Annotated in this window: 21 protein-coding genes; 12 read left to right on the plus strand and 9 right to left on the minus strand. The window is 67.1% G+C overall.

Annotated features, from left to right (window positions below):
- The first annotated feature begins 7 nt into the window (after positions 1–7).
- From ACYQR9_RS18980 to ACYQR9_RS18990, 3 genes are all read left to right on the plus strand, one after another.
- Positions 8–1,051, plus strand: coding sequence for an ABC transporter permease (locus ACYQR9_RS18980; protein WP_461227693.1), 1,044 nt, complete (start codon positions 8–10; stop codon positions 1,049–1,051).
- Positions 1,045–1,839: an ABC transporter ATP-binding protein gene (locus ACYQR9_RS18985; protein WP_461227694.1), complete on the plus strand. Its 795-nt coding sequence runs from the start codon at positions 1,045–1,047 to the stop codon at positions 1,837–1,839. Before ACYQR9_RS18980 ends, ACYQR9_RS18985 begins: the two co-directional genes overlap by 7 nt.
- A gap of 329 nt (positions 1,840–2,168) precedes the next feature.
- The gene (locus ACYQR9_RS18990; protein ID WP_461227695.1) at positions 2,169–5,507 is read left to right on the plus strand and encodes a DEAD/DEAH box helicase; all 3,339 of its coding nucleotides are present in this window, start codon (positions 2,169–2,171) and stop codon (positions 5,505–5,507) included.
- A gap of 82 nt (positions 5,508–5,589) precedes the next feature.
- Here ACYQR9_RS18990 and ACYQR9_RS18995 read toward each other — a convergent pair whose 3' ends face one another.
- Positions 5,590–6,942 carry an LLM class flavin-dependent oxidoreductase gene (locus ACYQR9_RS18995; protein WP_461227696.1) on the minus strand — a complete coding sequence of 451 codons (1,353 nt, stop codon included), beginning with the start codon at positions 6,940–6,942 and terminating at the stop codon, positions 5,590–5,592.
- Positions 6,943–6,993: 51 nt separating this feature from the next.
- Positions 6,994–8,211, minus strand: coding sequence for an acyl-CoA dehydrogenase family protein (locus tag ACYQR9_RS19000; protein ID WP_207411775.1), 1,218 nt, complete (start codon positions 8,209–8,211; stop codon positions 6,994–6,996).
- A gap of 325 nt (positions 8,212–8,536) precedes the next feature.
- Between ACYQR9_RS19000 and ACYQR9_RS19005 the strand changes: the two genes are divergently transcribed.
- From ACYQR9_RS19005 to ACYQR9_RS19015, 3 genes are all read left to right on the plus strand, one after another.
- Positions 8,537–9,934, plus strand: coding sequence for an LLM class flavin-dependent oxidoreductase (locus ACYQR9_RS19005; protein ID WP_461227697.1), 1,398 nt, complete (start codon positions 8,537–8,539; stop codon positions 9,932–9,934).
- 39 nt (positions 9,935–9,973) lie between these two features.
- Positions 9,974–10,774, plus strand: a complete 801-nt coding sequence (locus ACYQR9_RS19010) for a MetQ/NlpA family ABC transporter substrate-binding protein (RefSeq protein WP_461227698.1) — start codon at positions 9,974–9,976, stop codon at positions 10,772–10,774.
- 117 nt (positions 10,775–10,891) lie between these two features.
- Positions 10,892–11,689: a MetQ/NlpA family ABC transporter substrate-binding protein gene (locus ACYQR9_RS19015; RefSeq protein WP_461227699.1), complete on the plus strand. Its 798-nt coding sequence runs from the start codon at positions 10,892–10,894 to the stop codon at positions 11,687–11,689.
- Here the strand turns inward: ACYQR9_RS19015 and ACYQR9_RS19020 are convergent.
- Together ACYQR9_RS19020 and soxC are read right to left on the minus strand one after the other, a co-directional pair.
- Complete coding sequence (locus tag ACYQR9_RS19020) at positions 11,653–12,261, minus strand: c-type cytochrome (RefSeq protein ID WP_461227700.1); 609 nt, start codon at positions 12,259–12,261, stop codon at positions 11,653–11,655. The two genes, ACYQR9_RS19015 and ACYQR9_RS19020, sit on opposite strands and share 37 nt — an antisense overlap.
- Complete coding sequence (soxC, locus tag ACYQR9_RS19025; protein ID WP_461227701.1) at positions 12,251–13,510, minus strand: sulfite dehydrogenase; 1,260 nt, start codon at positions 13,508–13,510, stop codon at positions 12,251–12,253. Before soxC ends, ACYQR9_RS19020 begins: the two co-directional genes overlap by 11 nt.
- A 465-nt stretch (positions 13,511–13,975) precedes the next feature.
- Here soxC and ACYQR9_RS19030 point away from each other — a divergent pair, with 465 nt between their 5' ends.
- The 5 genes from ACYQR9_RS19030 (at position 13,976) to ACYQR9_RS19050 (ending at position 18,978) form a co-directional block, all read left to right on the plus strand.
- Positions 13,976–15,130, plus strand: a complete 1,155-nt coding sequence (locus ACYQR9_RS19030; RefSeq protein WP_461227702.1) for a methionine ABC transporter ATP-binding protein — start codon at positions 13,976–13,978, stop codon at positions 15,128–15,130.
- Entirely contained in the window at positions 15,120–15,785 is a 666-nt protein-coding gene (locus ACYQR9_RS19035) for a methionine ABC transporter permease (RefSeq protein ID WP_461227703.1), read from the plus strand. The genes ACYQR9_RS19030 and ACYQR9_RS19035 overlap by 11 nt, the downstream gene beginning before the upstream one ends.
- Positions 15,786–16,143: 358 nt before the next feature.
- On the plus strand, positions 16,144–17,175 hold the full coding sequence (locus ACYQR9_RS19040; RefSeq protein WP_461227704.1) for an ABC transporter substrate-binding protein: 1,032 nt from the start codon (positions 16,144–16,146) through the stop codon (positions 17,173–17,175).
- 10 nt (positions 17,176–17,185) lie between these two features.
- On the plus strand, positions 17,186–18,091 hold the full coding sequence (locus ACYQR9_RS19045; RefSeq protein WP_461227705.1) for an ABC transporter ATP-binding protein: 906 nt from the start codon (positions 17,186–17,188) through the stop codon (positions 18,089–18,091).
- Positions 18,088–18,978 carry an ABC transporter permease gene (locus ACYQR9_RS19050; protein ID WP_461227706.1) on the plus strand — a complete coding sequence of 297 codons (891 nt, stop codon included), beginning with the start codon at positions 18,088–18,090 and terminating at the stop codon, positions 18,976–18,978. The genes ACYQR9_RS19045 and ACYQR9_RS19050 overlap by 4 nt, the downstream gene beginning before the upstream one ends.
- A gap of 33 nt (positions 18,979–19,011) precedes the next feature.
- Here the strand turns inward: ACYQR9_RS19050 and ACYQR9_RS19055 are convergent, their stop codons facing one another.
- From ACYQR9_RS19055 to ACYQR9_RS19065, 3 genes are all read right to left on the minus strand, one after another.
- On the minus strand, positions 19,012–19,626 hold the full coding sequence (locus tag ACYQR9_RS19055) for an SCO family protein (protein WP_461227707.1): 615 nt from the start codon (positions 19,624–19,626) through the stop codon (positions 19,012–19,014).
- Positions 19,619–20,737 carry an MBL fold metallo-hydrolase gene (locus ACYQR9_RS19060; protein WP_461227708.1) on the minus strand — a complete coding sequence of 373 codons (1,119 nt, stop codon included), beginning with the start codon at positions 20,735–20,737 and terminating at the stop codon, positions 19,619–19,621. The genes ACYQR9_RS19055 and ACYQR9_RS19060 overlap by 8 nt, the downstream gene beginning before the upstream one ends.
- A gap of 452 nt (positions 20,738–21,189) precedes the next feature.
- Complete coding sequence (locus ACYQR9_RS19065) at positions 21,190–22,614, minus strand: phosphomannomutase (RefSeq protein WP_461227709.1); 1,425 nt, start codon at positions 22,612–22,614, stop codon at positions 21,190–21,192.
- 451 nt (positions 22,615–23,065) lie between these two features.
- Here ACYQR9_RS19065 and ACYQR9_RS19070 point away from each other — a divergent pair, with 451 nt between their 5' ends.
- The gene (locus ACYQR9_RS19070) at positions 23,066–24,067 is read left to right on the plus strand and encodes a polysaccharide pyruvyl transferase family protein (RefSeq protein WP_207411786.1); all 1,002 of its coding nucleotides are present in this window, start codon (positions 23,066–23,068) and stop codon (positions 24,065–24,067) included.
- 99 nt (positions 24,068–24,166) lie between these two features.
- Here ACYQR9_RS19070 and ACYQR9_RS19075 read toward each other — a convergent pair whose 3' ends face one another.
- Together ACYQR9_RS19075 and ACYQR9_RS19080 are read right to left on the minus strand one after the other, a co-directional pair.
- A complete protein-coding gene (locus tag ACYQR9_RS19075; RefSeq protein WP_056425174.1) occupies positions 24,167–24,826 on the minus strand; it encodes a 3-oxoacid CoA-transferase subunit B in 660 nt (219 codons plus the stop codon).
- Positions 24,827–24,846: 20 nt separating this feature from the next.
- A complete protein-coding gene (locus tag ACYQR9_RS19080) occupies positions 24,847–25,578 on the minus strand; it encodes a CoA transferase subunit A (RefSeq protein WP_461227710.1) in 732 nt (243 codons plus the stop codon).
- Positions 25,579–25,596 lie beyond the last annotated feature (18 nt).

A 25,596-nucleotide genomic window follows, 5' to 3' on the forward strand; every position in this document is an offset into this window, starting at 1 on the left:
GGCATCCATGTCGAGTTCATTGACGGGGGCGTTCGGCGGAGGCTTCCGCCGAGCCGCCGATGCGGATGCCACGGTATCGAGTCGCTCCGCATGGCGAACTCGTCTCGCTGCCCTGTGGTGGGTCGGTCTCCTCGCCGGTTCCGTCTGGCTCGCCCTCGCGGCCCTCACGATCGGTCTGCCGGAGAACGGCGATTTTCCGTATTCCACCACGTTTGGACATGGCACTGGCCTGATCGGTGCGGCCTTGCTTCTGGCGAGCCCCTTTCTCCCTGCCCTCGGCCGGGTCGGAGCCCGCCTGCGCCATTGGGGACCCTGGACGGTCGCCCTCGCCCTCGCCTTCACCATCTGGGAACTGGTGACGGCCAAGTTCGAATGGCTGCCGATGCCGTTCTTCCCGCCTCCTCAGGCGATTCTGGAAGTCTTCGCAGAGGATTGGCCGAAACTCGGCGGCAGCATCGTCAATTCGCTGATCCTTCTGTCGGGCGGCTACCTCATCGGTGCCGCGGTCGGCTTCGTTCTCGGTGTGGCGGTGGGCTGGTCGCGGACGGCCGGCTACTGGGTCCATCCGGTCCTGCGCTTCGTCGGACCGCTCCCGGCCACCGCCTGGCTGCCGCTGGCCTTCTTCGTGTTCCCCTCGTCCTGGTCGGCGAGCACGTTCCTCGTGGCTCTGGCGACGGGTTTCCCGGTAACGGTGCTGACTTGGTCCGGGATCGCGGCCGCCAACAAATCCTATTACGACGTCGCCCGCACGCTCGGCGCCTCGCAGAGCTTCCTCATCCGCAAGGTCGCGATCCCGGCCGCGCTGCCTCACGTCTTCGTCGGGCTGTTCATGGGGCTCGGCGCCTCCTTCGCGGTTCTCGTCGTGGCCGAGATGCTGGGCGTGAAATCCGGCCTCGGCTGGTACCTGCAATGGGCGCAAGGATGGGCGGCCTATGCCAACATGTATGCCGCCCTCATCGCCATGGCGCTGATGTGCTCGACCCTGATCACCCTGCTGTTCCGCCTGCGCGACCGCGTCCTGTCCTGGCAGAAGGGGCTCGTCCAATGGTAGCGGTGACCCTCGAAGCGCCGACCGGCGCCTCCTCTTCCAGCCGGCGTGGAGCCCTCGCTGTCAGAGGTGTCTCCCACGCCTTCGACATCGGCGGTACGCGCCTGCCCGTTCTCGACGACATCGACCTGACCATCGCGCCGGGCTCCTTCGTCGCCCTGCTCGGGCCCTCGGGCTGCGGAAAGTCGACGCTGCTGCGCCTCGCCGCCGGTCTCGAACCGCCGGAATCCGGCACCCTCGCCCTCGACGGGGAGACGATCGCCGGACCTGATCCGGAACGGCTCCTCGTCTTCCAGGATCCGACGCTCTATCCCTGGCGCACGGTGCGGGGGAATGTTTCGCTTGGCCTGGAGGCGAGTGGGCTGCTTCGCCGCCATCGGCACCGCATCGACGAGGCGCTGGACCTCGTCGGGCTCGCCGACTTCGCCGAGGCCTATCCCCACCAGCTTTCCGGCGGCATGGCCCAGCGCACGGCGCTCGCCCGGGCTCTCGTCAACGATCCGAGCCTGCTCCTCCTCGACGAGCCTCTGGGCAAGCTCGACGCTCTCACCCGCCTTGCCATGCAGGGCGAACTCGTCCGGCTCTGGCAGGAGAGCCGCTTCACCGCGCTCCTCGTCACCCACGATGTCGAGGAGGCCCTCATCCTCGCCCAGCGGGTGATCGTGCTGAGCGACCGGCCGGCTCGGATCAGGACCGAGATCGCGGTGGATGCCCCCTATCCGCGCCGCCGCGACGACCCGAAGCTCCTGAGCCTGCGCACCGAGATCCTCGGCATCCTCGGGGAGAAATGACCGCCATCGGAGGGGGCAAACGACCGCCATCGGACGGGGTCAACATGCGTCATGCGGCGGGCTTTACTCCAGCGCGGACGATCCGCCCGATCCTGCCTGTCCCGCGCTCGAAACCGGCTTGGATTCACGCGGGCGGAGGGTTGAATGAGCGACACGTCGAGCAGGGAGGAATGCCCCGCCCGGCCATGGAGGACGCCCTCGTCCACCCATCATCCCGCACTCGGTACGGTCTGCGACAAACTGGGGACAGATCGTGAATCTCGGGACCCGAGTCGCGTCGGCCCACGTTTGCCGACTCCCGACATCAATGATGGGCAGCGCACTCCCCGATGGCAAAACGCCGGACTAGGACGTCTCCCGACAACGCCTCCGAAGAGGTCGTCGCTCCCCTCGTTCCCATCGGCGCTCTGGCCGTGGCGCTCCTCGACCTCGTGGCCCTGAACAAGCCCCTGATCCACATGGTGCGCGAAACGTACCGGCAGGAGGCCATCGCGGCGATCCTGCGGGCGCTGGCACCCGATCGCAGCGTTGCGATCTACCCGGAATGGGATTGCCTGCCCTTCGACCGGACCTCGCCGTCGCGCGGCGTCATGGGGCAGCGCACGGGCGTGTTGCGCTGGCTCACGGACACCGCCGCCCTGCCCGACATCGTCCTGACGACCGCCCCCGCACTGATCCAGCGGGTTCCACCGCCCGAGACATGGGCGGACGCCCATCTCGAGATCCGCGTCGGCGATGATTTCGACCCGACGGCGATCACCGCGACGTTGCAGCGCCTCGGCTACATCCTGGACGACCGGGTCGACGAGCCGGGCGAGGTGGCGGTGTGGGGAAGGACAGTGGACGTGTTCCCCGCCGCCGCGCCGCGCCCTTGCCGGATCGAGCACGAGGACGGCCGCGTCATCGCGATCCGGTCCTACGATCCGGTCTCCCAGCGCTCCCTGGCGGAGGCCGAGCGACTGGTCATCGACCCGGCCACGGAGATCCTTCTGCCGGAGGGATCGGAGAACCAGTTGCGGCCCTTCACCGGTCAGGAGCATCAGCTTCCCCGCTTCTACCCTACGCTCACGACGGTGCTCGACTACGTTCCGGATGCCCGCCTCGTGGTCGAGACCGGCGCCGAACAGCGCGCCGCCGCCTTCTTCGAACAGATCGCCGAAGGGCGCGATGCCGGCGACCGGAACCGTGACCTCGGGGACCTCTATCTCGACCCCCGGAGTTGGACTGCCCTTCAAGAGAAGCGACGCATCGCCACCGCGTCGGCGGACGAATCCGAGGATCTCGCCATTCCGGCCTTCGTACGGAAAACCCGTCCGAATGCGGCCCTCGCCGAGACCCTGCGCCAGCATCTCGAAAGCGGAGAACGCATCCTGCTGACGGGACCGGAGGAGCCTCTCGGTCGCCTGATCCGCGTCGCCGAGCGTGTGTTGGGTCGCAAGGCACGAAAGGTGACGAACTGGACGGAGGTTGCCCGTGCCGGGCCCGGTGCGATCCTGGCGCTGGCCGCTCCCATCGAGGCGGGGTTCAGGGTGCCGGGACAGGGTGTCTGTGTCATTGCAGCCGCCGACCTGTTCGGGAGCCGCGCCGCCGCTGCGGCTGAGGGCGAGCCGACGGCGAGCCTTCCCATCGGCGAGGTCGAGCTGCGCATCGGCGATGTGGCGGTCGATCGTGACAACGGTCTGTGCGTCTTCGAGGGATTGGAGCATGTCGAGACCGGAGCGGAAGGCGGCGAGGACGCCCTGCGTCTGCGTTTTGCCGGAAACGCGATCCTGATGGTCCCGGTCTCCCAGGCCGACCGGATCTGGCGCTACGGCTCGGAGGCCGAGGCGGTGACCCTCGACAAACTCGAAGGCGGGTCCTGGGGGCGTCGGCGTCTTGAAGCCGAGGCCTGCATGGCCAAGGCGGCCCGCATGATGCTCGCCGATGCCGAGGCACGCCGGGAGGTCAAGGCGCCGGTTCTGTCACCCCCGGTCCGGGAGATGGAGCGCTTCGCCGCCGGTTTCGGATTCAACCTCACCGCAGATCAGGCGCGCGCCGTGAACGGAGTGATGGGCGATCTCGCCTCGGGGCGGCCGATGGATCGGCTCGTCTGCGGCGATGTCGGCTTCGGCAAGACCGAGGTGGCCCTGCGTGCCGCCGCCGCCGCGATCTTCGCCGGCCGTCAGGTGGCCGTGGTGGCGCCCACCACCGTGCTGGCTCGCCAGCATGTGCAGACCTTTACCCGGCGCTTCGCCCGTTTTGGCATCGAGGTCGCCCATCTCTCACGGCTCGTCTCGCCGGCCGAGGCGAAGCGCGTGAAAGCGGGGCTCGCCGACGGCAGCATCCGCCTCGTCGTCGGCACCCATTGCCTCACCGCCAAGGGCGTCGGTTTCGCGGATCTCGGCCTCGTGGTGATCGACGAGGAGCAGCGCTTCGGGACCAAGATGAAGCAGGCGCTCCGCAACACGGCGGGGGACGGTCACGTCCTCACGCTCACGGCGACGCCGATCCCCCGAACCCTGCAATCCGCCCTCGTCGGACTGCAATCCCTCAGCGTCATCGCCACGCCGCCCGCGGTGCGCCAGCCCATCCGTACGGTGATCGCGCCGTTCGACGCCGATGGCCTGCGGGACGCGCTCCTGCGCGAGCATCGACGGGGCGGACAGAGCTTCGTCGTCTGCCCGCGGATCGAGGATATCGGCCCCATGGCGGAGCGTCTCGCCAAGCTCGTCCCCGACCTGCGCACGATGATCGCCCATGGCGAGCTCAAGGCGGCGGACATGGACGACGTGATGGTGCGCTTCGCCGATGGAGAGGGCGACGTGCTGCTGGCGACCAGCATCATCGAGAGCGGCCTCGACGTGCCCCGTGCTAACACGATGCTGGTCTGGGATGCGGAGCGTTTCGGCCTGTCGCAGCTGCACCAGCTGCGGGGCCGGGTCGGTCGTGGCCAACGCCGGGGCGTCGTCTACCTGCTTCACCAGCCGGAGAAGCCTCTCAGCCCGGCGACGGAGAAGCGGCTGCGCACGTTGGAAGCCCTCGATCGGCTCGGTGCCGGTTTCGCCATCAGCGCCCGCGACCTCGACCTGCGCGGGGCCGGCGATCTCGTGGGCGAAAACCAGGCCGGCCATGTGAAGCTGATCGGGCTCGGCCTGTATCAGCACCTTCTGCATCTCGCCCTGAGGGCCGCGAAGGGCGAGACCGCCGAGGATTGGACCCCCGAGATCCGGATCGGTCTCTCCGGCGGCGTGCCTGCGGATTACGTGCCGGAGCCGGAAGTGCGCCTGAGCCTCTATACGCGGCTCCTGCGCCTGACGACCGCCGACGAGGTCGAGGCGCTACGCCACGAGGTTGCGGACCGGTTCGGGCCACCGCCGGAGGCGTTCGAGGCCCTCGTCACGCTGGCCCGGCTCCGGGTCGGTTGCCGCACGCTCGGAATCGCCCGGTTGAGCGGAGGACCTCAAGGTCTGGCGGCGGATTTCCGTGCCAATGCCCCGCCGATCCTGCTGCCGGTCAACGCGCATATCGAGCGCCGCGACCGCCGCGTGCTCCTGCGGGCGCAGTGCGAGGATGCCGTCGAGCGCGGCCATCTTGGCGCCCGCCTGCTCGAACGCCTGCAGGAGGCCAGCGCCCGGCGCCCGGCCAAGGAGGGAAGGAGCGGATCCTCGCCGATGCGGAAGGCCGGGTGAGATCGGGGGGCTCGGACGGGAAGGCGTCATCGCTTGCCCCGAGGCATCTGAAGGAGGACGCCTCGGGGCAAGCTGCGGCGCATCATTCCGGCCGGGCCACGTCGTGACGACGATGGTGGGGCCGGGCGAGGCCGAGATTCTCGCGGAGCGTGGTCCCTTCGTATTCCGTTCGGAACAGTCCGCGCCGCTGCAATTCGGGGATCACCAGCGTGGCGAAATCGTCGAGCCCGCCGGGTAGCGTCGGGGGCATGATGTTGAACCCGTCGGCGCCATAAGCTTCGAACCGCTCCTGAAGGGCGTCGGCGATCCGGGCGGGTGTTCCGATGAGGGTCCAGTGGCCCCGAGCGCCGGCGATGCGCAGGTAGAGCTCGCGGATGGTCAGGCCTTCGCGCCGGGCGATGGTGACGAGGAGATCCTGCCGGCTCTTGCCGCCCTCCGTCCCGTTGGCCGGCGGAACCGGCGCATCGTCGGAATAGCCGGAGAGGTCGAGCCCCGCGAGCTGTTCCAGGAGCGAGCGGCCGACGACGGGGTGGATCAGCTCCTGCAACGCGCCGTACTTGTCCTCGGCCTCAGCCATCGTGCGGCCCACCACCGGAAAAGCGCCCGGCAGGATCTTGAGTGAGTCGGGCTCGCGGCCGTGCCGGCCGAGCCGGCCCTTCACGTCGGCGTAGAACGCGGTCGCATCGTCCAGGGTCGCCTGGGCGGTAAAGATCACCTCGGCGGTCCGGGCCGCCAATGCCTTGCCGGCCTCCGAGGAGCCCGCCTGCACGACGACCGGATGGCCCTGGGGCGGACGGGGCACGTTGAGCGGGCCGCGCACGGAGAAATGCTCGCCCTCATGCCCAAGCACGTGCAGCTTGGCCGGATCGAAGAAGCGCCCTTCCTCGCGGTCGCGGACGAAGGCATCGTCCTCGAACGTGTCCCAGAGGCCGGCGACCACATCCACGAATTCCTCGGCGCGGGCGTAGCGGCTCGCATGGGCGAGATGGCTGTCGCGGCTGAAATTATAGGCCTCGCGCGGGTCGGCCGAGGTGACGAGGTTCCAGCCCGCCCGGCCACCGCTGAGATGGTCGAGGGAGGCGAACTTGCGCGCCACGTGGAACGGCTCGCTGTAGGTCGTGGAGGCGGTGGCCACGAGGCCGATGCGCTCCGTCACCGCCGAGAGATGCGAGAGCAGGGTCAGCGGCTCGAACTGTCCGACATAACGGATCGCCGTGCGGCTCAGGGCGTCGATGTCGTCGCCGCGGATGCTGACCCCGTCGGCGAGAAAGATCAGGTCGAACTTCGCCGCCTCGGCCACCTTGGCGAGGCGGCGGTAATGGGCGGGATCGATCCCCGCATCCGCCTGCGACGAGGGGTGCCGCCACGCCGCGACGTGGTGCCCGCCCGGATAGAGGAAGGCACCGAGGCGCATCGTGTCCCGGCGACGTGACATGGGTCTGTCCTTGATCTCTCGTTGCAATGGGCTTGCTTGGCAGGGGGCGCTTCAGGCCGAGCCGACCCGGTATTGGCGCGGCGGGGCCGTGCCGTTCACCGCGAAATTGCCCACCGCCCGGTCGCGGTAGATCCGGGGATTGTGCGAGGCGATGGTGCGGGCGTTGCGCCAGTGCCGATCGAGGCCGAGACCGCTCTTCACCGCCGAGGCGCCGAGCGCATCGAACAGGGTCGTGGTGGCTTCGAGAACGAGATTGGTGACCACGGTCACCGCCTGGTTCACCTCGATGTCGGCGATACCCGCCGCATGGTCCGCCGCTTCTCCCGTGCGGTGGATGTCGTAGGTCCGCTGCAGGGCCTCCGCCGCCTTGAGGACGATGGCGCCCGCCGCATAGGCCGCCCCGCGCACGCGCCCCACCACCTGCTGCACCTGGGGATCGTCGCCGGCCCGGCTGCCGTTGCCGTGGCTGTAGACCCGCTTGCGCTCGGCCACGAGCCGCGACACGTCGATGGCGGCCGAACGGCCGATGCCGGCCAAAGTCGCCAGATGGACGAGCTGGAAGAACCCCATCGCGTAGGGGAAACGCTCCGGATCGGGCTTGATCAGCTCCGGCCCGATGAGGACGTCCGTGAAGATCGCCGTGCCGCTCGCGGTGAGCGATTGGCCGAAACCGTCCCAATCGTCGACGATCTCGACACCCGGCGCCCGCGCCGGCACGGCCGCCACCAGGGATGCGCCCGCCTCGTCCTGGGCCGAGACGTGGATCCAATCGGCGAAGAGCGAGCCGGTGGTGTAGAATTTCCGGCCGTTGAGCAGCCATTGCCCACCCTGCGGCCTCAGCACCGTATCGAACTGCCCGACCTTGGCCTCGCCGGTTTCGGACACGCCGCTGCCGACGGTCTGGCGATCGCCGATCCGGGCGGTCCAGCGCGCCCGCCATTCCGGCGAGGACGAGCACAGCATGTCCTCCGTGAAGCCGAAATGCGCGCGCAGGGCGTTGGTGACGTTGGGGTCGGCCTGGGACAACTCGATGAGGAGGTTGAACAATTCGGGCAGGCTCGCGCCGTGGCCGCCCTCTTCGCGTGCGAGACGCAGGGTGGTGAAGCCCGCCTGTTTCAGCCAGTCGATTTCGTCATGGGGGAGCGTGTGCGCGAGATCGCGGGTGATGGCGGTGGCGCGGATGCGCGCGAAGACCGGCCGGAAACCGGCCGCGAGCGCCTCGTAGCCCGCGCTCGGTCCCGCGCCCCATCCCGCTTCCGTCTGAGACATTCCGTCGATCCCGTGCCTGTGATGCCGTGACGCCGAAGGGGCTCGCGCTCGATGGCCCCCGGCCTCGTGGTCGTCCTGATCGTCAATCCGGGCAGGGCAGACAAGTATAAATTATGATCAAATGTGCGATTTGGAGATGTTATGCTCTAAAACATCGTAAAATAGACGATGTATGCTTGGAAGGGGTGATCGTTGAAAGATCATTCTTGTTGACCGGGTCCGGTCTCCGGCTAGGCTCATGCGCCTGAAGGCCTCCCGCATCGCGTGAACGAGGCCTCTCTTCCCCATCGCACGATACCGTCGCCCCGGATTGCCTGGATCTGCCATGAGCCCACGCCGCGAATTGAGGCTGAACGCCTTCGAGATGGGGGCGCCGGGCCATACCTGGGCCGGGCTGTGGCGGCACCCGCGCGACGCGGCGGCGCGTTACAATACCCTCGATTACTGGGTGTCGCTGGCCCGCACCGCCGAGCGCGGCCTGTTCGACGGGATCTTCCTCGCCGACGTGGTCGGGGTCTACGACGTCTACGGCGCCAGCCCGGCCACCGCCCTCGCCCGGGCGGCGCAGGCTCCGAACCTCGACCCGTTCCTGCTGGTGCCGGCGATGGCCCATGCCACCACGCATCTCGGCTTCGGGGTCACGGCGAACCTCACTTACGAACACCCCTACACCTTCACCCGCCGGCTCTCGACCCTCGATCACCTCACCAATGGGCGGATCGGCTGGAACGTGGTCACCGGCTATCTCGAGAGCGGCGCACGCGGCATGGGCCTGCCCCAAGCCCGCGAACACGATGCGCGCTACGATGCCGGTGAGGATTTCCTGGAGGCCGCCTACAAGCTCTGGGAGGGAAGCTGGGAGGACGGCGCGGCCCTGCGCGACCGGGCGGGCGGTCTGTTCACGCAGCCGGACCGGGTCCACCGCGTCAGCCATGACGGGCCGAGCTACCGGGTCGACGGGCAGCATCTCAGCGAGCCGTCGCCGCAACGGACGCCCGTGCTCTACCAGGCCGGCGCCTCGTCGCGGGGACGTCTCTTCGCCGCCCGCCATGCCGAGAGCATCTTCCTCAACGGCCAGACCAAGGCCATCGCGGGCAAGGCCGTGCGCGCCACGCGGCAGGCGGCGAAGGAAGCGGGCCGCGATCCCTACGACATCCGGATGTTTCTCGGCGCCACCGTGATCGTCGCCCCCACCCGCGCCGAGGCGTTCGATCTGCGCGACGAGTACGCGCACTATCTCGACGTGGAGGGCCAGCTCGCCCTCGTCTCCGGCTGGACCGGGATCGACCTGTCCGGGCTCGATGCCCATGAGGGGCTCGCCTACGTCAAGACCAATGCCATGCAGTCCTTGCTGGAGAATCTGACGCTGCCCGGCGAACGCCCCTTCACCCGTGCCGATTTCGCCGAGTTCGGCCCGCGCGGGGCGAGGGCCCCCTTCATCGTCGGATCGCCCTCGGACGTCGCCGACGCGCTGCTGTCCTGGGCCGACGAGGCCGATATCGACGGATTCAATCTCACCCGCGCCGTCGCGCCCGAGACGATCGAGGCCTTCGTCGATCTCGTCGTGCCCGCGTTGCAGGACCGGGGCGCGTTCAAGACGCGGTATCGCGAAGGCACGCTCCGCGAAAAGCTGTTCCCGGAGGGCGGCGCCACCCTGAAGGCGACCCATCCCGGCGCCCGCTTCCGCCGGACCGGCGCCGAGGCCCGCGCCTCCGCCGCCTGACCGGCACCCTCTTCCCCTCCACGATCACAGGCTTCCACGATGCCCCCGCTCCGTACCTGCCGCGGCCTCCTCGGCTTCGCGGCCGTCCTCTTCGCTCTGGCGACCGGCCCCGCCTCTGCGGAAAAACCCCTACGGATCGGCGCGACGCCGGGGCCGGTGGGGCAGACCCTGGCCTTCGCCGCCGATCTCGCCCGCAAGCAGGGGCAGAATGTCGAGATCGTCGAGTTCACCGATTGGGTGACGCCCAACGAGGCCGTGGCCTCGGGTGATATCGACGCCAACCTGTTCCAGCACGTGCCCTACCTTCAGAACGCGATCCGCGCGCGGGGCTACAAGCTGGTGGCGGTGGAGGGCGCCATGGTCCTGCCCGTGGGCCTGTTCTCGAAGACGGTGACCAGCCTCGACAAAGTCCCCGACGGCGCTTCGGTCGCCATCGCCAACGATCCCGTCAACGCGGCGCGGGGCTTGCGCCTGCTGGAGACCGCCAGGCTGATCACCTTGAAGCCGGGCGTCGGCGACGAGGCCTCCGTCGCCGACATCGTCGCCAATCCGAAGCGCCTGCGGATCATCGAACTCGAAGCGGCGCAATTGCCGCGTGCGATGGACGACGTGACCTTGGCGCAGGTGAGCTTCACCTACCTGATCGCCGCCGGCGGCGACCCCAGGACCTCCCTCATCACCGACGGGGCCGGGGATCGGCGCTACACGCTGAGCTTCGTCGCCCGACCGGACAATCGCGACGATCCGCGTCTGGCCGCCTTCATCCGCAGCTTCCGGTCGGCGCCGGTGCGGGACTACATCGAACGGACCTACAAGGGCTTCCTCGAGCCGGTCTGGTAGCGCGGTCTCCGACTCAAACTCCCGCCCCGACCCGTTTCTTCAAGCGCGTGCCCGCCCGGGGCCCTGCGCTACGCTCGATGGCGGACGCGCCGGCACGCCCGAACAGGAAGGATCACCATGCCCCTGAACCGTCGCGCCCTGCTGGGCGGCACCCTTGCTCTGCTGACGGCCTCCACGGCCCGGGCCGCGACACCCCTCAAGGTGGTCGCCTCCTCGGTGCCGCATGCCGAGATCCTGACGTACGTGCAGGACAAGCTCGCTCCGGACCTGCCCCTGCGGATCATCGAGATCAGCGGCGATATCCGCCCGAACCGCCTCGTTCTCGATGGCGATGCCGACGCCAACTTCTTCCAGCACGTGCCGTATCTGCGCAGCGAGGAGGCCGAACTCGGCACTCGCTTCGCCGTGACCGCGAGCGTGCATGTGGAGCCCCTCGGGCTCTATTCGCGCCGCGTCCGCAGCCTCGCCGACCTACCGAAGGGGGCGACCGTCGCCCTGTCGAACAACGTCACTAATTTCAGCCGCGGGCTGAGATTACTGCAGGAGAACGGCCTCATCCGTCTCAGGCCCGGCGGCGACGGCACCTTCGCCACGGCCGGGGACATCGCCGAGAACCCGAAATCCTTGAGCTTCATCGAAGTGGCGCCGCCGCAATTGCCGCGCTCCCTCGACGACGTCGCCCTGGCGGTCATCAACGGCAACTATGCCCTCGAATCCGGCCTCGACCCGGCCAAGGATTCCCTCGGGCTGGAGCGGGCGGAGGGCAACCCCTACGCCAACGTGCTGGTGACGACCCAGGCCCTGGCCCAGGATGCCCGCATCCAGACGCTCTCCTCCCTCCTGCAATCGGCGGAGGTCGCGGGATTCATCCGCGTGCGCTATCGCGGCGCGGTGATCCCGGTAAGAGGCGCCTGACTGGCGCGCGCCGGCACGTCGGGGCGGATATCGGCGGTGAACCCGTCCCGGTTCGGCATCCGCACCCTCGGCAGGGAGGCGGCATCGAGTTCGGCTTCCTCCGGCAGGATGCCGTTGAGATGCAGGATATAGGCGCTGAGGGCGTAGGTCTCGTCGGCGCTCAGGGATTGCGGTGCGTCGTAGGGCATGGCGCGGCGGATATAGTCGAACAGGGTGGTGGCATGGGGCCAGAAGCTGCCCACCGTCCGCACCGGCTTGCCCGTCGCGAGGCTGCCCTGGCCGCCCACGAGCCTGTCGGCGGATGCACCCTCCCCTTGCGCCCCGTGGCAGGCGGCGCAGCGCGCGCCGAACAGGGCCTCGCCCTGGCGCACGCTGCCATGGCCGGCGGGCAGGCCCTGCCCGTCGGCACGCACGTCGATATCCCACAGGGCGAGGATCCTTTGGCTCGCCGGCTGCCCAATCGCCAGAGGGCCGAGCCCGTTGCCAGGGAGGGAGACGGGCCCGGACGGGTCCGCCAGGGCGGCGCCCGTCACCATCAGGCAGGGGAGAAGGCCGAGGCCGCTAAACCGCATGGCTCACGTTTCCTCCGGCGGCGACACGCCAGCCGGCGATCGCATTGTTGTGGTAGAAGGATTGGGTGCCCCGGACGGAGAGCAGCGCCTCACGCGGTGGCTGGACGTAGCCCGTCTCGTCGGTGGCCCGGCTGAGGAGATGCGCGGGGCCGCCCTCCCAGCGCCAGGGGAGCCGGAACCGGGTCAGGCATCGCGGCAGGATCGGACCCTCCAGAACGGCTGCCTGCCAGCATGCTCCGCCGTCGGTGGAGACTTCGACGCCTGCGATGCGGCCGCGTCCCGTCCAGGCGAGACCGCGGATCTGGCGAAAGCCGGGTGTGCGCAGCTGCTCGCCGCCGGAGGGTGAGGTGATGACGGATTTCGCCTCCATCGCGAACGTGAACTGCCGTGCCGACCCATCCGGCATCAGGTCGGTGTATTTCGAGGTTTCCTCGCGCGTCTGGAACGGCTGGTCTCCGACCTTGAGCCGGCGCAGCCATTTGATGCTGAGGTTGCCCTCGACCCCCGGCACGAACAGCCGCAGCGGGTAGCCCTGTTCCGGGCGGAGCCGCTCGCCATTCTGGGCATAGGCCAGGATCGCACCGTCGCGTGCGAGATCGAGGGGAATGCTCCGGGTCATCCCGGCCGCGTCTGCGCCTTCCGCAAGGATCCAGGCGGCGCCCGGCTTCACGCCGACCTCATCGAGCAGAGTCGCCAATTCGACCCCGGTCCATTCGGCGCAGGAGAGGAGCCCGTGACTGTCCTGGAGAGTCCAGCCCGGCTTGGCCCCGAGCCAAGGCGTATTGCCCGAGCATTCGAGGAAGTGGATGCGCGAGACCGAGGGCATCCGCACCAGATCGTCCATGGTCAGGACGAGCGGGCGTTCCACGAGGCCGTGGATCGCCAGCCGGTGGCGCTCCGGGTCGATGGCTGGAACCCCTGCGTGATGACGTTCGAAGTGCAGACCGTTGGGCGTGATGATGCCATGCAGGTGCTGCAGCGGCGTGCCGGTGGAGGCGGCTCCCGGAAAGGTCGGTGGCGTCCGCGACTTGCGGCCCAGAACTTCGTAGGGCGATGGCCGTCCATAGGGCGGCGATGCGGACGGTGCTCCGGGCGTCCGGCTCCATTCGGGAACGGCCAGGGGACCGCCGGCATCCAGGGCCTGCGCGGCCGACGCGATGCCGATCCCGCCCGCCGCGCCACCGGCCAGCCGAAGGAAGCCGCGCCGGCTCGACGACCGGCGCGGTACGCGCATGATATCAAACGACATGAAGACGGGGTCCGAATGGGCGTTCGTCAAAGAACGCGAAGCATAAGGTCGAGAGATTCTGAGTCGTGCAAAGACACTGCCGCCCTTGCCGATCTCGAAGCATTAAAGCGTAATCGTCTCTTGTATTCAATGAAATGAAATTCTGAACACTTTCAAGAATTCGATAGCATCTTCTATCGAGCGGGTGTCTGAAAGGGTGATTTTCGTGGGTCCGGCCTGCGCGGTCGAATAATGCTGCCGGAGGGGGCTGCAGCGTCTTGGCTCGCGGAAATCGGTGCTCGGAAGTCCTGCTGCGAGAGCTGGGTCGAGTGGGCGGATGGAGGATCCTTCCCTTCCGGTGCGAATGCGGGGATCGTTCTCTTCCAATCGACGATCGATTTGATAACCGTTTTCATTGAGCGTCCAAAGTATAAGATGTAGGAATACATCTTCGATCCTAGTCATTCTGGCGAACCTGCATGGGCGATGCGTGTGCAGGTCCACGAGGTTCGTTGCGTGTCGTCAGTTCATCATGATAGCCCCGGCGATGCCGTCCCGCCGCCGCCGGAAGTGCTGATCCGTTTCGAGCAGGTCGCGAAGTCCTACTCGACCCGTGACGGTGTCGACGTCTCGGCGCTGAGTGGGATCGACCTCTCGGTGGCGGCGGGTTCGGTGCTAGGGGTGATCGGCCGGTCGGGCGCCGGAAAATCGAGCCTGATCCGTCTGATCAATGGGCTGGAACGCCCCAGCGCCGGTACGATCAAAGTCGGGGATGCCGAGGTCTCGTCCCTCGACGAGCGCGCGCTGCGCCACGTGCGCCGCCGCATCGGCATGATCTTCCAGCATTTCAACCTGCTCTCGTCCCGCACCGTCTCCGGCAACATCGCCCTGCCGCTGGAGATCGAAGGGCGCGGCAGGGCCGCGATCCGCGCCCGTGTCGGGGAGTTGCTGGCCCTGACCGGACTGGAGGATCAGCGCGACCGCTATCCCGCCGAACTCTCGGGGGGGCAGAAGCAGCGTGTCGGCATCGCCCGCGCGCTGGCCACCGGACCGAGCGTGCTCCTCTCCGACGAGGCCACCTCCGCCCTCGACCCGGAGACCACGCGGTCGATCCTGGCGCTGCTGCGCCGGATCAATCGCGAGCTCGGCCTCACCATCGTGCTCATCACCCATGAAATGTCGGTGATCCGCGCCGTGGCGGACCGCGTCGCCGTGCTGGAGACGGGCCGTATCGTCGAACAAGGCGACGTGTTCGAGGTCTTCACCCGTCCGCAGGCCGAGATCACCCGGACACTCCTGGCCGGGGAGATGGGGCTGGCGCTGCCGGCCGGGCTTCGCGCCGAGATCGACACCCAGCCGATTCCCGGCGGAACGGCGGTTCTGCGGATCGCCTTTCGCGGAGCTCACGCCAGCGACCCGATCATCGCGCGGCTCGCGCGCGAGACCGGCATCGAGGCCAACATCCTGTCCGGCACCGTCGACGAGATCGCCGGGCAGCCATTCGGCTCGCTGACGGTGGGCCTGCCCGCGGGGCCGGATGTCGTTGGGCGCGCACGTGCGTTCCTCGACGCCCACGGTCTCGTCTCCGATCTCCTCGGCTATCTGCCGGCTCGCAGCGTGGAGGCTCGCCGTGTCGCCTGAAATGATCCGCCTGCTGCTCCAGGCGACTAGTGACACCCTCGCCATGGTGGCCGTGGCGGCTTGTCTCGGCACGCTGTTGGGCTTGCCGCTCGGGATCTTCCTGGCGACCAGCCGGCGCGGGGAATTGCTCGCCGCACCGTGGCTCAACGGCATCCTGGGTCTCGTCGTGAACGCGACCCGCTCGACACCCTTCATCATTCTGGTGGTGGCCATCATCCCCTTCACCCGCCTCATCGCCGGCACCTCCATCGGCCTATGGGCCGCCACGGTGCCGCTGACGGTGGCGGCGACCCCCTTCATCGCCCGCCTCTTGGAGGCCGCGATCCGCGAGGTCGATTCGGGGCTCGTGGAGGCGGCGCGCGCCTTCGGTGCCGGCCCGTTCACCATCATCCGCAAGGTGCTGATCCCCGAGGCGCTGCCCGGCATCCTCCTCGGCCTCACCCTCGCGGTGGTGTCACTGCTCGGCTACTCCGCCATGGTCGGCGCCGTCGGCGGCGGGGGGCTGGGCGATCTCGGCATCCGCTATGGCTATCAGCGATTCCGCCCCGAGATGATGCTGGCCGTCGTCGTCGTGCTGATCGTACTGGTCCAGGCGGTGCAGACCATTGGCGAGCGTTTCGCCGCTCGTCTCAACCGGCGTGTCCGCCGGGCATGATCCGGCCCCCGTGCCGATCGGGCGAGATCGATCCGGCACATGAGTTGGTGTGGCGGGGACGGTGATCGGCCTTGCATCCGACAAGCTGCCCTCCGTGTCCCATAAAACGAACGACTGTGGGGATGATGTAAACCAAAAACCTCCAGCTTCCGACTGAAGTGCTGGAAATATCCTTCTTGTTATCGATGAAAGCTGGATAACTACTAAAGTATCCGGCTTCTAGAGACGGATCATCTCCATCCGTTGTTCTATAAAGAGAACGGTTTCATTGACGCGGCGAGCGCCGCCAAGCAGATTTGCAGGTGCCTTTCACGTCCCGGCTCCGCATTCCGAGCCCGAATTCGACAGCAGGTTCCCCATGACGACCCGCCGCATGTCCCTCTCGCGCCGCAAGGCCGCGTCCCTTTTCGGCGGGCTCGCCCTGTCCCTGGTGGCCGCGGGCCATGCTGCGGCCGGCGAAGGTCAATTGCGCATCGCCAAGCAATTCGGTGTCGTCTACCTGCTCCTCAACGTGGTCGAGGATCAGAAGCTCATCGAGAAGCACGGCAAGCAGGCGGGCCTCGACATCAAGGTGGAGTACGTCCAGCTCTCCGGTGGTTCGGCCGTCAACGACGCCCTCCTCTCCGGCAACATCGAGATCGCCGGTGCCGGGGTCGGCCCGCTCTTCACCCTCTGGGACCGCACTCGGGGACGGCAGAACGTCAAGGGCGTCGCGTCGCTCGGCAACTTCCCCTACTACCTCGTCACGAACAATCCGGACGTGAAGACCATCGCCGACTTCACCGAGAAGGACCGCATCGCGGTTCCCGCCGTCGGCGTCTCGGTTCAGTCGCGCATCCTGCAACTGGCCTCGGCGAAGCTCTGGGGCGACAAGGATTTCGCCAAGCTCGACAAGATCAGTGTCGCGGTCCCGCATCCGGAGGCCACCGCCGCGATCGTCAAGGGCGGCACCGAGATCTCCGGCCATTTCGGCAACCCGCCCTTCCAGGAGCAGGAACTCGCCGAGAACCCGAAGGCCCGGATCGTCCTCAATTCCTATGACGTGCAGGGCGGCCCGGCCTCCTCGACCGTGCTCTACGCCACGGAGAAATTCTACAAGGACAGCCCGAAGACCTACAAGGCGTTCCTGGGCGCGCTCGATGAGGCCGCGACGTTCATTACCGAGAACCCGGAGAAAGCCGCCGAGATCTACGTTCGGATCAACGGCAGCAAGATCGACCCGGCCTTCCTGACGACGATCATCAAGAACCCCGCCGTATCCTTCAAGGTGACGCCCGAGAACACGCTCGGTCTCGGCACGTTCATGCACCGGGTCGGGGCCATCAAGACGGAGCCGAAGACGATCGGCGACTACTTCTTCGATGACCCGCGCATCAGCCGCGGCAGCTGAGCGGCGCGCCATGAGTTTCGCAGCCCCCCGCTCCGACTTTGCCATCGCCGAACATCCCGAATCCCGCGCGCGGGGTTCCATCCGGCGTGAGGAGGCGCGCGCCCGTTCCCCGATCGCGGCCGAGGCATCGCCGCTTTTGCGGATCAAGGGTGTGACTCTCGAATACCGCACGCCGGAACGGGTGGTGCGCGCCACCCATCGCATCGATCTCGACATCCACCAGGGGGACCGCTTCGTTCTGCTGGGGCCCTCCGGCTGCGGCAAGTCCACCCTGCTCAAGGCCGCGGCCGGCTTCATTCGCCCCGTCGAGGGCGAGATCACCCTCGACGGCGTGCCCGTGCGCGAGCCGGGACCCGACCGGATCGTGGTGTTCCAGGAATTCGACCAGTTGCCGCCCTGGAAGACGGTGGCCCAGAACGTCGCCTTCCCCTTGCGCGCGGCACGGGCGCTGGGACGGCGCGAAACGATGGAGCGGGCCCGCCACTACATCGACAAGGTCGGGCTGACGCCCTTCGCCGAGAGCTACCCGCACCAGCTCTCGGGTGGCATGAAGCAGCGCGTGGCGATCGCCCGCGCGCTCGCGATGCAGCCGAAGGTCCTGATGATGGACGAGCCCTTCGCGGCTCTGGATGCCCTGACCCGGCGCCGGATGCAGGAGGAGTTGCTGGCCCTGTGGGACGAGGCCCGCTTCACCCTGCTCTTCGTCACCCATTCCATCGAGGAGGCCCTGGTGGTCGGGAACCGGGTGGCGCTGCTCTCGCCCCATCCGGGCCGGGTGCGGGCCGAGTTCAACAGCCATGCTTTCGATCTGACCAGCATCGGGAGCCGCGATTTTCAGGACGCGGTGCAGCGACTGCACAGCCGCCTGTTCGAGGCCGCACCCGAAAGCCGCGCATCCACGGAGGCCTCTGCATGAGCAATGCCAGTCTCGCGGGCCGGCCCCTCGTGCCGCCGATCCGCCCGGAATACGACCATGTGCTCGCCCCCTTCGTCGAGGTGCCGGTGGAGCGCGCTCTGCCGCTCACGGCACGTCTCTGGCAGCAGGATTGGCTGCGCAAGGGCCTGATCATCGTCGCTCTGATCCTCCTCTGGGAGGGGTTGGCGCGCTGGCAGGACAACGACCTGCTGCTGCCCGGCTTCGGCGCGACGATGTCCGCCCTAGTCGAAGGCCTCGTGAACGGCGAATTGCTGGACCGGGTGCGGATCTCCCTCGTCGTGCTGCTGCAGGGCTATGTCTGCGGGATCGTCCTGGCCTTCCTGCTGACGACGCTGGCCGTATCGACCCAGTTCGGCCGCGACCTGCTCTCGACCCTGACGGCGATGTTCAATCCGCTGCCGGCGATCGCACTTCTGCCGCTGGCCCTGCTCTGGTTCGGCCTCGGTTCCGGCAGTCTGATCTTCGTCCTCATCCATTCGGTGCTGTGGCCGATGGCGCTCAACACCTATGCGGGCTTTCAGGGCGTGCCCGAAACCTTGCGCATGGCCGGGCGCAATTACGGCCTGCGCGGCCCGTCCTACGTGATTCAGATCCTCATCCCCGCCGCCCTGCCGGCGATCCTGTCCGGCCTCAAGATCGGATGGGCCTTTGCCTGGCGTACGCTGATCGCGGCGGAGCTCGTCTTCGGCGCGTCCTCGGGGCGCGGCGGTCTCGGCTGGTACATCTTCCAGAACCGCAACGAACTCTACACTGACCGCGTCTTCGCCGGCCTCGTCCTCGTCGTCGTCATTGGCCTCGTTGTCGAGAACATCGTGTTCGCGGCCTTCGAGCGACTCACCGTGCGGCGCTGGGGCATGGCGCGATGATCTGATCGACGGTGGTGGCTCGACGCGCAGCCGTCAGGGCTGAGCGAGATGGGGGCGGATGATCGCCAGCATTCGCTCGGCCGAGGTGCCCGGCGGGAAGAAGCCAAGATAGGCCCCCGACCGGTCCATCAGGTAGATGAAGGCCGAGTGGTCGATCGTCCTGTCACCATTCGCTCCCACGCCTGTTTCGAAGAACACCCGGTAGGCATCGGCAGCCTGACGGATCGCCGCCGGTTCTCCCGTCAGGCCCACGAGCCGGGGCGAGAAGTTCGGGATGTATTCGGCGAGATGCGCGACCGTGTCCCGCTCCGGATCGAGGGTGATGAACAGCGGCTGGACCGCCTCGGCCTCCGCGCCCAGCAGGGTGAGGGCGCGGGCGATCTCCATGAGGTCGGTCGGGCAGATATCGGGACACGACGTGTAGCCGAAATAGACGAGGAGGAGCTTGCCGCGAAAGTCGGCCTCCGTGCGCTTGCGCCCCTCGTGATCGACGAGGCTGAAGGGCCCGCCCACCGGCTCGCGGTTCCACATCAGCACGTCCATCAACTCCGCAGCCGAGCGTCGCGCCGGCTCCGCGCCACGAGCCGGCACCATGGCGTGCCAGGCCAGGAGCGACAGGAACAGCGCCGCGGTTGCGGACCTACGCACCGAAGGTGAGACGGCTGCCCGTGGTCGGCACGATCACGTTGGCGGGCATCTGCGCCTGGGCTTCCAGCGCGAAGTTGAGGCCGCTGCAATGCATGGGAATGACCACGTCGGGATCGAGCTTTCGGATCTCGGCCACGATCTGGGTGAGATAGTCTTTCGGCGCCGGCCCGAGATGGAACCCGCCGACGATGGCATGGACCTTCTCGACACCCGAGACGGCCTGGGCCTGACGGACCGAATTGACGATCCCCACATGGCCGCAGGAGCTGATGACGACGAGGTCCTTGCCCTTCACGTTAAAGCAGGTGGCGTGTTCGTGGACATGCTCGTCGGGAATGATTTGCCCCTGTAGTTCAGCCGGCGAATAGTGGGTGGCATCGCAGCCGAGACCGTCCTTGATGCCGCGTTCCACGAAGGTGTTGGGCAGGATGCGCTCGATGGAGGAGCGCTTGATCTGACCCGTGGTGAAGGCATGGCCGGCCACCACCGTGGGTGTCTCGCACAGGACTGTCCTGATCTTCTGCGCCGTCAACTCACGCCGGTCGAGCTGGCCGAAATCCGTGAACTGCCCCTGCACCTTGCTCGGGCTGACGCGGTGACAGAAATTGTCCTCGCCGCCGGCATAGAGCGTCAGATCCGCGGGCAGGGATGCGCGGTACTTGTCCAGGAACCCGTTGAGGCCGCCGTAATGATCGTGATGGCCGTGGCTGACGATGAGGGCGTCGATCTTGGACGGGTCGACCTTCAGGATCTCGATGTTGTTCAGCAACGCGTCAGGGCTGTAGCCGAAATCGAGCAGGATCGTGCGTGCCTCGTCCGCGCGCCGCGATTCCACGAACAGCGACAGGCCCCATTGGTTGTGCAGAACCTTGCGGTAATCGCTGCCGCGCCCGTTCCCGGGTGGCTGGTGGACGACACCCTGAACCGTCGCGGGCTTGAGGAACTGATCGTGGGACGAGTCGATCAAGACGCGCAAGCTCAGCGTGTCGACCGTCGGTATCTCGATCGGCGCGGCATTCGCGATCTCGATACACGAAAACCCGGCCGTCGCGGTCGCGGCAAGAGCCGCCGAGGCCTTCAGAAAGCCACGCCTGCCGATCTCTCGGGCCATCTCATCCTCCTCGACGCCGACGCGTCACGGCTCCTGCTCTGTATACATTATAGCCGAGCTTTCCGGGATGGGTTTGCTCTATTTGGAGGTCATGAGAGAAGGATGTCTCGTATTCGGCGACATCGGTGAAGCTCTGTTCCTGCGGGATACTTCGTCCGAGGTAGCGCGTCTGCTCAGTGCGCCGCAAGATCGTCTGCATCGCGCCGGTATGCTTGTCGCAAACCTTATCCGTCTCGCAGGTCCTTCAAACTCCAGCACCCCATCGGACACGAGCGAAGCAAGGCGGACCGGCCGCCTCGCGATCGCCGTCTAACGAGCCATTGCCGAAGCGTTTTCGGCCCGATCCGGGCGGGACCAGAACCGGGGCGATTCCCGGTCGAGAATGGATCGAGTCCAGGTGCAGGGACCGGCCAGGGGCGGGTCCGCCTGGCCCGCCTCTGAACTCGCTCGGCTCAGTTTGTCATGGCCGCGGCCGCTGCGCCCAATCCCCAGCGTACCAATTCTTCAGCGTCCGCGGCCGATCCCGCCTCCGCGTAGCAGCGCAGTTCGGGCGCATTGCCGGACGGACGGAAATGGATCGTCCGGCCGCCGTCGAGTTCGACCCTGACGCCGTCCTGTTCATCCACGCCCTGGGGCGTACCGATCGGGCGGAAGAATTCCCCGCGGAACGAGTCCTGACCGAGTTGGCGCAGCAACGCGCCGCTTCGCTCTGCGGGCGTATTGGGAAGACGATCGCTCGCCGTCTCGCCGACATTCAGCGACGTGACGAGTTCCGCGAGGGTCAGGCGAGCTTCCTGCGCGGCCGCCAATGTCGCCACGATCGGAAGGATCGCATCACGCGTCGGCAGGGCCGGCAGTGTCTTGCCATCGATGACGACGTCCGAGCCGAGGAGGAACCCGCCATTGGCCTCGAAACCGACGACGGTGCTCGCGCCTTCGCTCTTCGCCCGGTCCATCCCGGCAATGACGAAGGGAGAGCCGACCTTGGTGCGCAACACGCTCCGGAACCCGCCCGCATGCTCGATCGCCGAGCCCGCCGTGACCGGCACCACCACCGTATCGACGCCGAGATAGCGCGCGGTGATCAGCCCGAGAACGTCTCCGCGTACGATCCGGCCTGCGGCGTCCGCGAGCAGCGGCCGGTCCGCATCGCCATCCGTCGTCACGAGCGCGTCGAAGCCGCCCGACGCCATGGCATCGCGGATGAACGCGATATCCTCGGGACGGTGTGCTTCCGTGTCGATCGGAATGAAGCTGTCGGAGCGGCCGATCGGTACGATGTCAGCCCCGAGCGCGGCCAGCACGTCGGCGAGGAGGTCCCGCGCGACCGAGCTCTGCTGATAAACCGCGATCCTTTGACCAGCCAGGATGGTCGGTGCGAAGGCATCGGTATAGCGCTGCCGGTAGCGGTCGATGGCGCCAGGCTCCTGAATGGCTGAATCGGCCTGCGGCATGTCCCCGGCCTTGGTGATGTCGCCCAGGGCGGCGAGGATGGCGACCTCGTCGGTCTTGGTGATCTCTCCATCGGGCCGGTAGAATTTCAGGCCATTGCGATCCGACGGGATGTGACTGCCTGTGACCATGACGGCGCAGGCCCCGCGCCGGATCGCTTCCAGGGCGAGAGCCGGGGTCGGTAGTGCGCCGCAATCGTACACGCTGAACCCGGCCGCCGCGGCGGCATCTGCCACCGTGGCTGCGATCCCCGCGCTGCTGTCACGGAGATCCCGCCCGATGACGACGGTCCGTTCGGACGCGCCCTCGCCAGCCGTCGCGGCGACCGAGCGGAAGAACGCGCTGGCATAGGCGTAGCTCGGCCATCCTACGAGGTCCGTCACCAATCCGCGCAGGCCGCTGGTTCCGAATTTCAGACTGCTCATGAGCTTTCCACTTGCAAAGGGCGTGACCGCGCGCCGAGCGTTGCGGTAAACCCCGCTTCTAAGGGGGTTGCGCCGTCGTCTCAAATGGCAGGCTGGTCCCTTGCGCAACTTTTGGTCGCCTCATTCGAAGGGGGCGGTCCGGAGCGGGGTTCCGAAGGGGCTCCACCTCACGATTGGGCTCGCTCGGGCGAGCATCGTCCGGGGCACTGGAGGTCGGATCAGAGCATGGATGATGCGATTGCCCTGCCCGCACGATGCTGCGTGCCATCACCCGTATGATCCGTCGAGCAAAGAGCGGCCTGCGAAATCGCCTCGACAGAGACGGTGCGCCTTGAGATAACCCTTCCGCGCATGCCCCATGACAAGGCACGTTAAGCCATTGTCATCGCATTGTAATTTTCCGAAACGCGGCTTCGGCTCGATAGCCGGTTCCGTAAGGGGGAGACCAACCTTGGCGAAAGAAGAAGAGTCGCTCGCGGAGAAAACCTTCCTGGCTTTTCTCAGGAGTGGAGAGCGGGATGCGTTCCTCGCGCTCGAGGCCGAGCTGTTGGGCCAGTCGGTGGAAAAATGGGGGGCTCTCGTATCGGCCTACCGCGCTCTGCTGACGCTCGATGATATCGCAGCGGAGGCGAGGCTCGACGAGCGGTTCCGTCCGAAGATCTGGTGGATGCGTAGTCCGTTCCCCGGAAATTTCGGCGATATCCTCACGCCTTACGTGCTGTGGCATGCTTTCGGCGTAATGCCCCGGTGGCACCATGCGAAGGAGGCGGATGGTCTCTGTATCGGAAGCACCGCCAAGTTCGCTCGTCCCGGCATGCATCTCTGGGGTACCGGCATGCCCCGCAGCACCGATACTCTCTGCCCGACCGCGATCTACTCGGCTGTGCGCGGACCTTTGTCCCGCGCCGCCGTTCTGGCGGCAGGGGGGCAATGCCCTGAAATCTACGGCGATGCCGCCATCCTCCTGCCCGAGCTTTATGCGCCGGTGGTGGCGAAGACCCACAAGGTCGGCATCATCCCGCACGTGCTGCAGGAGAACCGTATCCGTGAGGCTCTCGAGGCGGTCGGCGCCGACCATGTCAAGGTCATCTCGCTCCTGGGCGTGACGTTCGGGGATATCGAGCGGGTGGTCCGCGAGATCCTGTCCTGCGACGAGATCGTCACCACATCGTTGCACGGCCTCATCGTGGCCCATGCCTATGGTGTGCCCGCACAATCGGCGCGCCTGTCCGAGCCGAACGCCGAGGCGAAGGATTCCTTCAAGATGCGGGATTACAAGCAATCGGTGGGGCTCGCCGACGAAGCCCTCGAACTCCCGCGTCAGTTCAGCGACCTGTCATGGCTGGAGCGCCGCAGATGCGTGCTCCCGCCTTCCCCCCTCGACACGAAGCCGTTGCGCGCCGCCTTCCCGTTCCCCGTCCGGATCGAGGAGCCGCCGGCCGCACGAGGTTGAAACGCCTGCGAAACCTCTGCGGCGTCGACGAAAAAGGCTCCCGATGCGATCGCATCGGGAGCCTTTTGCAACGACCGGTCGGATTGTGCCGGGCCGGATTCAGGTCAACGCGACGGTGAAGGCCCCTTGGGTCTTCGACCGGATTTCATCCTCGGTGACACCGTCGGCGAGTTCGACCAGGACCATGCCGCCATCGCCCTTCTTGTCGATGGTGAAGACGCCGAGATCGGTGATCACCATGTCGACCACGGCGGTGCCGGTCAGGGGCAGGTCACAGGCCGTCAGGAGCTTCGGGCTTTCCGACCCATCCTTGCCTTTGGCGGTGTGCTCCATCACCACCACCACCTTCTTCACACCGGCGACGAGGTCCATGGCGCCGCCCATGCCCTTCACCATCTTGCCGGGGATCATCCAATTGGCGAGGTCGCCATTCTCGGCGACCTGCATGGCGCCGAGGATCGACAGGTTGATGTGCCCTCCCCGGACCATGCCGAAGGAATCGGAGGACGAGAAATAGCTCGTGGTCGGCAATTCGGTGATCGTCTGCTTGCCGGCATTGATGAGGTCGGGGTCTTCCTCCCCCTCATAAGGGAAAGGTCCCATGCCGAGCATGCCGTTCTCGGATTGCAGCTGCACCGACATGCCCTCGGGGATGTAGTTCGAGACCAGGGTCGGGATGCCGATGCCGAGGTTCACGTAGTAGCCGTCGCGCAGCTCCTTGGCGGCGCGCGCAGCCATCTGTTCGCGGGTCCAGGCCATGGTGGTGTCTCCCTTAGATGTCAGATGGCAGCTGCGGAGGAATCGGTGGTCTCGCCACGCTTGCGCGTGGTGCGCTGCTCGATCCTCTTCTCGCGGATCGCCACGTGGATGATGCGCTTGACGAAGATGCCCGGCGTATGGATCGCGTCGCCGTCGATCTCGCCCGGCTGGACCAGATGCTCCACCTGGGCGACCGTCACCTTGGCGGCCGTGGCCATCATCGGATTGAAGTTGCGGGCGGTCTTCCGGTAGACGAGATTGCCTTCGGTATCGCCCTTCCAGGCATGGACGATGGCGAGATCGGCGAAGAGGCCGCGCTCCATCACGTAATTCTCACCGTCGAACTCGCGCACCTCCTTGCCCTCGGCGATGAGGGTGCCGACGCCGGTTTTGGTGAAGAAGGCCGGGATGCCCGCCCCGCCAGCGCGGATGCGCTCGGCCAGCGTCCCTTGCGGGTTGAACTCGATGGCGAGCTCGCCGCCGAGATACTGGCGGGCGAATTCCTTGTTCTCGCCGACATAGGACGAGATCATCTTGGCGATCTGGCGGGTCTGTAGCAGCTTGCCGAGGCCGACATTGTCGATGCCGGCATTGTTGGAGATGACGGTGAGGTCCTTGACCCCTGACGCCTGGATCGCATCGATCAGCTCGTCGGGGATGCCGCACAGGCCGAAGCCGCCGGCCATGATCGTCATGCCATCCTTGAGCAAGCCGGCGACCGCCTGCGTGGCGTCGGAATATACCTTCTTCATCTCAAGCCTTCCTCCCGG

The organism is Methylobacterium sp. CM6241 (genome assembly GCF_054817845.1).

Excerpts from the sequence above, each read along its gene's own strand:
- ACYQR9_RS19010 (WP_461227698.1), top strand. The coding sequence starts at position 9,974 with ATGCCCCCGCTCCGTACCTGCCGCGGCCTCCTCGGCTTCGCGGCCGTC.
- ACYQR9_RS19030 (WP_461227702.1), top strand. The coding sequence starts at position 13,976 with ATGCGTGTGCAGGTCCACGAGGTTCGTTGCGTGTCGTCAGTTCATCAT.
- ACYQR9_RS19000 (WP_207411775.1), bottom strand. The coding sequence starts at position 8,211 with ATGTCTCAGACGGAAGCGGGATGGGGCGCGGGACCGAGCGCGGGCTAC.
- ACYQR9_RS18985 (WP_461227694.1), top strand. The coding sequence starts at position 1,045 with ATGGTAGCGGTGACCCTCGAAGCGCCGACCGGCGCCTCCTCTTCCAGC.
- ACYQR9_RS19060 (WP_461227708.1), bottom strand. The coding sequence starts at position 20,737 with ATGGCCCGAGAGATCGGCAGGCGTGGCTTTCTGAAGGCCTCGGCGGCT.
- ACYQR9_RS19080 (WP_461227710.1), bottom strand. The coding sequence starts at position 25,578 with ATGAAGAAGGTATATTCCGACGCCACGCAGGCGGTCGCCGGCTTGCTC.
- ACYQR9_RS19020 (WP_461227700.1), bottom strand. The coding sequence starts at position 12,261 with ATGCGGTTTAGCGGCCTCGGCCTTCTCCCCTGCCTGATGGTGACGGGC.
- ACYQR9_RS19015 (WP_461227699.1), top strand. The coding sequence starts at position 10,892 with ATGCCCCTGAACCGTCGCGCCCTGCTGGGCGGCACCCTTGCTCTGCTG.
- ACYQR9_RS18990 (WP_461227695.1), top strand. The coding sequence starts at position 2,169 with ATGGCAAAACGCCGGACTAGGACGTCTCCCGACAACGCCTCCGAAGAG.
- ACYQR9_RS19065 (WP_461227709.1), bottom strand. The coding sequence starts at position 22,614 with ATGAGCAGTCTGAAATTCGGAACCAGCGGCCTGCGCGGATTGGTGACG.
- ACYQR9_RS19040 (WP_461227704.1), top strand. The coding sequence starts at position 16,144 with ATGACGACCCGCCGCATGTCCCTCTCGCGCCGCAAGGCCGCGTCCCTT.
- ACYQR9_RS18980 (WP_461227693.1), top strand. The coding sequence starts at position 8 with ATGTCGAGTTCATTGACGGGGGCGTTCGGCGGAGGCTTCCGCCGAGCC.
- ACYQR9_RS18995 (WP_461227696.1), bottom strand. The coding sequence starts at position 6,942 with ATGTCACGTCGCCGGGACACGATGCGCCTCGGTGCCTTCCTCTATCCG.
- ACYQR9_RS19050 (WP_461227706.1), top strand. The coding sequence starts at position 18,088 with ATGAGCAATGCCAGTCTCGCGGGCCGGCCCCTCGTGCCGCCGATCCGC.
- ACYQR9_RS19075 (WP_056425174.1), bottom strand. The coding sequence starts at position 24,826 with ATGGCCTGGACCCGCGAACAGATGGCTGCGCGCGCCGCCAAGGAGCTG.
- soxC (WP_461227701.1), bottom strand. The coding sequence starts at position 13,510 with ATGTCGTTTGATATCATGCGCGTACCGCGCCGGTCGTCGAGCCGGCGC.
- ACYQR9_RS19045 (WP_461227705.1), top strand. The coding sequence starts at position 17,186 with ATGAGTTTCGCAGCCCCCCGCTCCGACTTTGCCATCGCCGAACATCCC.
- ACYQR9_RS19005 (WP_461227697.1), top strand. The coding sequence starts at position 8,537 with ATGAGCCCACGCCGCGAATTGAGGCTGAACGCCTTCGAGATGGGGGCG.